Here is a 6,725-nt window from a genome sequence, read left to right as displayed (position 1 = left end):
CGACTCAAGTGCTGGTCATCCTGGCTCGAAAGCTGGCACGAGTGGCGTTCGCCCTGATGAAGAACCAGAGCGAGTATCAGCCAAATCCAGTCTTGGGGGCTTCCCCCCAAACATAGAATCTCCCACACTTGATCTGCGTGCACGACGATAAACCAATGTGGGAGCGGGCTTGCTCGCGAAGGGCGCGACGCGGTTTCAAGCCTGGCGATTGGCATACATCCGACACTCCGCCAGCAACGCCAGCAAATTCGGATCGCGCTCCTTGGCCTTCAGGAACACCACGCCAATGTGCTGTTGCAACCGATACTTCTCCTGCAACGCAATCAGCTTCACCCGGTTCTCATACACCGCCGCAATCCGCCCCGGCAGCAACGCATACCCGACGCCCGAACTGACCATGCTCAGCAGGGTGAAGATGTCGTTGACCTGCATCGCCACTTTCGGCTCGAACCCTGCCTGCTCGAATACCCGCTTCCCGTCCTGATGCGTGGCGAAGCCCTGGGTCAGGGTGATGAAGGTTTCGTCGCGGACCTCGGCCAGGTCGACTTCGCTGCGCTGGGCGAACCTGGAGTCGGCGGGCGTGGCGAGGAAGATGTCGTCGGAAAACAGCGGGATCTGCTCGCAATCCGGGTCGTTGATGCTCTCGTCCAGGGACACCAGGATCGCGTCGACTTCCATGTTCTTGAGCTTGTACAGCAGGTCGAAGTTGGAGCCCAGGATCAGGTCGATGTTGAGTTCGCTGCGGCGGATCTTCAGGCCCATGATCAGCTGCGGCACGGTCTTCACCGTCAGTGAATACAGCGAGCCCAGCTTGAAACGTTCCGCGGAAAAGCCGGCGGCTTCGCGGGTCAGGCGCACGGTTTCCACCACGTCCTGAATCAGCTTCTGCGCCCGTTCTTCGAGCACGTAGGCGCTTTCCAACGGCGTCAGGTTACGCCCCTCGTGCTTGAACAAGGGGCAGCGCAGGGCGCTTTCAAGGGAGTGGATGGCCCGATGTACGCTAACGTTACTGGTCTGCAATTCGGCAGCGGCGCGGGCCAGGTTGCCTGTGCGCATGAAGGCCAGGAACACCTCGAGTTTTTTCAGGGTCAACTCTTCATCGATCAGCATGGGGTGGACTCTTTTTGGAATAACCCGATTGTGCACGCATGCGGGTTGAATCGCGCAATCGCGCTTTATCGATTTTCGAGGTGGGGTAACGATGTATCACGGGGAAAGATTGAACGCCTGGACGCATCTGGTCGGGGCAGTGGCGGCGTTTGTCGGTGGTGTGTGGCTGATCGTGGTCGCCAGCCTCGACGGCAGTCCGTGGAAGATCGTCAGCATGGCGATCTACGCCTTCACCTTGCTGGTGCTGTACAGCGCATCGACCGTGTACCACAGCGTGCGCGGACGCAAGAAAGCGATCATGCAGAAGGTCGATCACTTCTCGATCTACCTGTTGATCGCCGGCAGCTACACGCCGTTCTGCCTGGTGACCCTGCGCGGGCCCTGGGGCTGGACCTTGTTCGGGATTGTCTGGGGGCTGGCGCTGATCGGCATCCTGCAGGAAATCAAGCCGAGGTCGGAAGCGCGGGTCCTGTCGATCGTGATCTATGCGGTAATGGGCTGGATCGTACTGGTGGCGGTCAAGCCGTTGCTGGCGGCACTCGGTACTACCGGGTTTGCCTGGCTGGCGTCGGGGGGAATTTTTTATACGGTGGGCATCGTCTTTTTTGCCTTGGACAGTCGACTGCGCCACGCCCACGGGATCTGGCACCTGTTTGTCATCGCCGGGAGCCTGCTGCACTTTGTGGCGATTTTCTTTTACGTCCTTTAGACCGCGTCGCGGCCATCGCCAGCAGGCTGGCTCCCACAGGAGATTTCCAGTGAACTCGAAACGGTGAACACCCAAAATTCAATGTGGGAGCCAGCCTGCTGGCGATAGCGTCCTAGAAGTCACCCCAGAGCTGCTGGGCCACTGCCAATGCCACAACCGGCGCGGTCTCGGTGCGCAACACTCGCGGGCCGAGGCGGGCGGCATGGAAGCCGCTGGCCTTGGCCTGATCGACCTCGGCATCGGACAAACCACCCTCCGGCCCAATCAAGAACGCCAGCGTCCCGGGCTTGGCGTGGCTCACCAACGGCTCGGCCACCGGATGCAGCACCAATTTCAACTCGGCCTCAGTCTGCTTGATCCAGTCAGCCAACAGCACCGGCGGATGAATCACCGGTACCCGTGAGCGGCCGCATTGCTCGCAAGCGCTGATCGCCACCTGGCGCCAGTGCAGCAGGCGTTTGTCGGCGCGTTCGTCCTTGAGGCGTACTTCGCAGCGTTCACTGAAGATCGGGGTGATTTCAGTCACGCCCAGTTCGGTGGCTTTCTGAATTGCCCAGTCCATGCGCTCGCCACGGGACAAGCCTTGGCCGAGGTGGATCTGCAAGGGCGATTCCACCTGCCCGGCGAACTGCTCGTTGATCTGGACGACCACGCGTTTTTTCCCGACCTCCACGAGTGTGCCGCGAAATTCATGGCCGGAACCGTCGAACAGTTGCAACGCATCGCCCTCGGCCATGCGCAGCACGCGACCGATGTAATGGGCCTGGGCCTCGGGCAACTCGTGCTCGCCGGTGCTCAGGGGGGCGTCGATGAAGAAGCGGGACAGTCTCATGCGGGATCTCTGAAAAAGGGTGTGTAGCGTCTGAAGGTCGTGCCGACCTTATCGCTGGCAAGCCAGCTCCTACAGAATATGTGGTTGCGGCAAAAATGTGGGGCGACATCCGACCTGTAGGAGCTGGCTTGCCAGCGAAAGCGGCAGACCAGACACCACAGAAGATCCGGTGAAATCAATCAACCCGGATCACGGAACCCCGGATGAAAGTCCTTCGGCACCGCCACGCTGACGCTCTCGCGGGTGGCGATGTCGATCCCTTCACTGGCCACTTCGGCAAGAAAGTCGATTTGCTCCGGGGTGATTACGTAAGGCGGCAGGAAATACACCACGCTGCCCAACGGCCGCAGCAGCGCACCGCGCTCCAGCGCATGCTGGAACACCTTCAGGCCGCGGCGTTCCTGCCACGGATAAGCCTCTTTGCTCGCCTTGTCCTTGACCATCTCGATGGCCAGCACCATGCCGGTCTGGCGCACTTCGCTGACGTTCGGGTGATCGGCCAGGTGCGCGGTGGACGAGGCCATGCGCTGGGCCAGGGCCTTGTTGTTCTCGATGACGTTATCTTCTTCGAAGATATCCAGCGTCGCCAGGGCTGCCGCGCACGCCAGCGGGTTGCCGGTGTAACTGTGGGAATGGAGGAAGGCGCGCAGGGTCGGGTAGTCGTCGTAGAAGGCGCTGTAGACGTCGTCGGTGGTCAGGCACGCCGCCAGCGGCAGGTAGCCGCCGGTCAGGGCCTTGGACAGGCAGAGGAAGTCTGGACGGATGCCGGCCTGCTCACAGGCGAACATCGTCCCGGTGCGGCCGAAGCCGACGGCGATTTCGTCGTGGATCAGGTGCACGCCATAACGATCGCAGGCTTCGCGCAGCAGCTTGAGGTACACCGGGTGGTACATGCGCATGCCGCCGGCGCCCTGGATCAGCGGCTCGACGATCACGGCCGCGACCGTGTCATGGTTTTCGGCCAGGGTCTGTTCCATGGCGGCGAACATGTTGCGCGAGTGTTCTTCCCAGCTCATGCCTTCCGGGCGCAGGTAGCAATCGGGGCTTGGCACCTTGATGGTGTCGAGCAGCAGCGCCTTGTAGGTCTCGGTAAACAGCGGCACGTCGCCCACCGACATCGCCGCCATGGTTTCGCCGTGGTAGCTGTTGGTCAGGGTGACGAAGCGCTTCTTGTTCGGTTGGCCGCGGTTGAGCCAGTAGTGAAAGCTCATTTTCAGCGCGACTTCGATGCACGACGAACCGTTATCGGCGTAGAAACACCGGGTCAGGCCTTCGGGGGTCATCTTCACCAGGCGCTCGGACAGCTCGATCACCGGCTGATGGCTGAAGCCGGCGAGGATCACGTGCTCAAGTTGATCGACCTGATCCTTGATGCGCTGGTTGATGCGCGGATTGGCATGACCGAACACGTTCACCCACCAGGAGCTGACCGCATCGAGGTAGCGTTTGCCTTCGAAATCTTCCAGCCACACGCCTTCACCGCGCTTGATCGGGATCAGCGGAAGTTGTTCGTGATCTTTCATCTGGGTGCAGGGATGCCACAACACCGCGAGATCGCGTTGCATCCACTGATTATTCAGGCCCATGTTCAGTCTCCTCGAGGCGTTCCGTGACATGCGCGGACATACAATCGCGCAAGCCTATGCAATGCGTGCCTCGGGAACAACCCATTGTGTCGATTGAGCTACTTTGTATAGGGCGGTAGACGTTGCTGGCGGGCGTCTGACGGCTGACGTATCCTTCGCGGTTCTAGAGCCGCCTGGCTCGCAAAACCGCTATTTTTTCCTGAATTTCCGGAGTTCGCAGAATGTCTGTCGGTTGGCTGCGCGCCTGTGCGCTGGTGATGTTGGGGCTGTTCAGCGTGTCTGCGCTGGCAAAGGATAAGACCGCGATCGTGATCGGCGGTGGGGTCTCGGGCCTCACGGCTGCTTATGAGCTGCAGAACAAGGGCTGGCAGGTCACGCTGCTGGAAGCCAAGCCGAGCCTGGGCGGTCGCTCCGGCATGGCCACCAGCGAGTGGATCGGCAACAACAAGACCCAGCCGGTCCTGAACAAGTATGTCTCGGAATTCAAGCTGAGTACCACGCCAGCCCCTGAATTCGTGCGCACCCCGAGCTACCTGATCGACGGCGTGTATTACACCGCCGCCGACCTGGCCACCAAGGATCCAACCACGGCTGAAGCGCTCAAGCGCTACGAAAAGACTGTGGATGACCTGGCGCGCTCGATCGAAGACCCGCAAAACCCGTCGGCGAACAACACGCTGCACGCCCTGGACCAGATCAACGTGTCCAACTGGCTCGATCGCCTGACCCTGCCGGCCACTGCCCGTCAGTTGGTAAACCAGCAGATTCGTACCCGTTATGACGAGCCTTCGCGTATCTCGCTGCTGTACTTCGCCCAGCAGAGCAGCGTTTACCGTGGCGTTTCCGACCGTGACCTGCGCGCTTCGCGCCTGGTCGGCGGCAGCCCGGTGCTGGCCCAGGCCTTCGTCAAGCAGCTGAAAACCATCAAGACCAGCTCCCCGGTCTCGGCCATCATCCAGGACAAGGACGGCGTCACCGTCAAGGTCGGCAGCGTCGGCTATCAGGCTGACTACGTCGTACTGGCCGTGCCTCTGCGCGCGCTGAACAAGATCCAGATGACCCCGGCGCTGGACGCCCAGCACCTGGCGGCGATCAAGGGCACCAACTACGGCTGGCGCGACCAGATCATGCTGAAGTTCAAGACGCCGGTGTGGGAACCCAAGGCGCGCATGTCCGGTGAGATCTATAGCAACACCGGCCTCGGCATGTTGTGGATCGAACCGGCCCTGAAGGGCGGCGCCAACGTGGTGATCAACCTGTCCGGCGATAACGCACGGGTCATGCAGGCGTTCGGCGACAAGCAGATGGTCGATCAGGTGCTGATCCGCCTGCACGCGTTTTATCCACAGGCGCGCGGTTCGTTTACCGGTTATGAAATCCGCCGCTACAGCACCGACCCTTCGATGGGCGGCGCTTACCTGGCCTTCGGCCCAGGCCAGATCAGCAAGTTCTGGCGCCTGTGGGAGCGCCCGATCCAGCGCGTAGCCTTTGCCGGCGAGCACACCGACACCTTGTACCCGGGCACCCTGGAAGGCGCATTGCGCACCGGTCAGCGTGCAGCCAGTCAGGTTGAAGACCTGGCAGCGGGCAAATCCTTTGAACCGAAGGCCGCTCCAATCGCCGCCGCCGCCGCTGCAGCCGGCGCGGTGGCGGCGAAGAAGGGCAACTTCTTCACCAACCTGTTCGGCGGCTCGGATGACGCGAAGAAGCCAGAACCGGTCAAGGCACCAGAACCTGTCGCACCGGCGCCTGCACCAGCGCCGGCACCGACCCCTGCTCCTGCTCCGGTCGAAGCGCCGAAGCCTGCGGCACCGGTGAAAGCGGAGCCTGCGAAGAAGGCCCCGGCCAAAGCGCCGGCGAAGAAAACCGAAACGAAAAAAACCTCGGCCAAGGCACCCGTGAAAAAGACTGAGCAAGCGAAGAAGCCAGCGGCGACCACGGTCACCAAGGCGCAGTAACGTTCAGGCGTAAAAAAAGCGCGGCCCGAGGGTCGCGCTTTTTTTTGCCTTCCGGTCAGTCCTACACGCCTCAGCGATACATCAGAGACTTCCCACAAGCGAATCAGAAGGGAATGATGGGTAGCGCTTGACCTTGAGTTCTATGCTCTTCAAAAACGGGAGAGCACATGAAAGAAGTGATAGTAATCATCCTATTGATAGCCCTTTTCGGATGTGAAAATGCCGAGCTGTTTACTGAGGAGTACAGCCGGAGATTCGGCCATGAACTGGCCTATAAATGCGATATGAATCCGTACGATCCTGACTGTTTACAGCCGCCTCCCGTGTACCACAATTAGGCAGGGCGCAGACTTCTGAGACCAAGGTTTCGTAACGTTCAGGTGTAAAAACAAACGCGGCTCAGGGCTAATGCCGATCAGTTAAGCCATCTCGCTTGACCTTTGGCCGCAAGAAATCAAAATCCGATGCCTGAACTGGCATCGGATTTTTTTATGCGTCTCGCTCGGGCACTGGAACTGACCCACAACTTC

The 6,725-nt window shown here is 60.6% G+C and carries 5 protein-coding genes and 1 pseudogene; 3 read left to right on the top strand and 3 right to left on the bottom strand.

Going from position 1 to position 6,725, the window contains the following annotated elements; translation table 11 throughout:
• Window positions 1-116: pseudogene (locus tag SOP85_RS30415) on the top strand (IS110 family transposase); the annotation flags it as partial.
• Between the two features lie 79 nt (window positions 117-195).
• Here SOP85_RS30415 and SOP85_RS30410 read toward each other — a convergent pair.
• The gene (locus tag SOP85_RS30410) at window positions 196-1,110 is read right to left on the bottom strand and encodes a LysR family transcriptional regulator (RefSeq protein ID WP_274075626.1); all 915 of its coding nucleotides are present in this window, start codon (window positions 1,108-1,110) and stop codon (window positions 196-198) included.
• 91 nt (window positions 1,111-1,201) lie between these two features.
• Between SOP85_RS30410 and trhA the strand changes: the two genes are divergently transcribed.
• The gene (gene trhA, locus SOP85_RS30405) at window positions 1,202-1,819 is read left to right on the top strand and encodes a PAQR family membrane homeostasis protein TrhA (RefSeq protein ID WP_274075625.1); all 618 of its coding nucleotides are present in this window, start codon (window positions 1,202-1,204) and stop codon (window positions 1,817-1,819) included.
• 112 nt (window positions 1,820-1,931) lie between these two features.
• On the opposite strand, the gene SOP85_RS30400 is transcribed toward trhA, so the two are convergent.
• Together SOP85_RS30400 and SOP85_RS30395 are read right to left on the bottom strand one after the other, a co-directional pair.
• Window positions 1,932-2,651 (bottom strand): 16S rRNA (uracil(1498)-N(3))-methyltransferase, encoded by a 720-nt coding sequence (locus tag SOP85_RS30400; RefSeq protein WP_323606600.1) that lies wholly within the window; start codon window positions 2,649-2,651, stop codon window positions 1,932-1,934.
• A 179-nt stretch (window positions 2,652-2,830) separates the two neighbouring features.
• Window positions 2,831-4,237 (bottom strand): adenosylmethionine--8-amino-7-oxononanoate transaminase, encoded by a 1,407-nt coding sequence (locus SOP85_RS30395; protein WP_323606599.1) that lies wholly within the window; start codon window positions 4,235-4,237, stop codon window positions 2,831-2,833.
• Between the two features lie 221 nt (window positions 4,238-4,458).
• Between SOP85_RS30395 and SOP85_RS30390 the strand changes: the two genes are divergently transcribed.
• Complete coding sequence (locus SOP85_RS30390; RefSeq protein ID WP_323629332.1) at window positions 4,459-6,195, top strand: flavin monoamine oxidase family protein; 1,737 nt, start codon at window positions 4,459-4,461, stop codon at window positions 6,193-6,195.
• Window positions 6,196-6,725 lie beyond the last annotated feature (530 nt).

It is taken from the genome of Pseudomonas sp. YuFO20, assembly GCF_035064975.1.
GTDB classification, from domain to species: Bacteria; Pseudomonadota; Gammaproteobacteria; order Pseudomonadales; family Pseudomonadaceae; genus Aquipseudomonas; species Aquipseudomonas putida_AE.
The sequence above is the reverse complement of the archived record's forward strand: the minus strand, read 5'-3'. Positions and strand labels throughout refer to the sequence as shown.

Bases quoted from the DNA above. Each gene is read 5' to 3' on its own strand.
- SOP85_RS30410 (WP_274075626.1), bottom strand. From the start codon at position 1,110: ATGCTGATCGATGAAGAGTTGACCCTGAAAAAACTCGAGGTGTTCCTG.
- trhA (WP_274075625.1), top strand. From the start codon at position 1,202: ATGTATCACGGGGAAAGATTGAACGCCTGGACGCATCTGGTCGGGGCA.
- SOP85_RS30400 (WP_323606600.1), bottom strand. From the start codon at position 2,651: ATGAGACTGTCCCGCTTCTTCATCGACGCCCCCCTGAGCACCGGCGAG.
- SOP85_RS30395 (WP_323606599.1), bottom strand. From the start codon at position 4,237: ATGGGCCTGAATAATCAGTGGATGCAACGCGATCTCGCGGTGTTGTGG.
- SOP85_RS30390 (WP_323629332.1), top strand. From the start codon at position 4,459: ATGTCTGTCGGTTGGCTGCGCGCCTGTGCGCTGGTGATGTTGGGGCTG.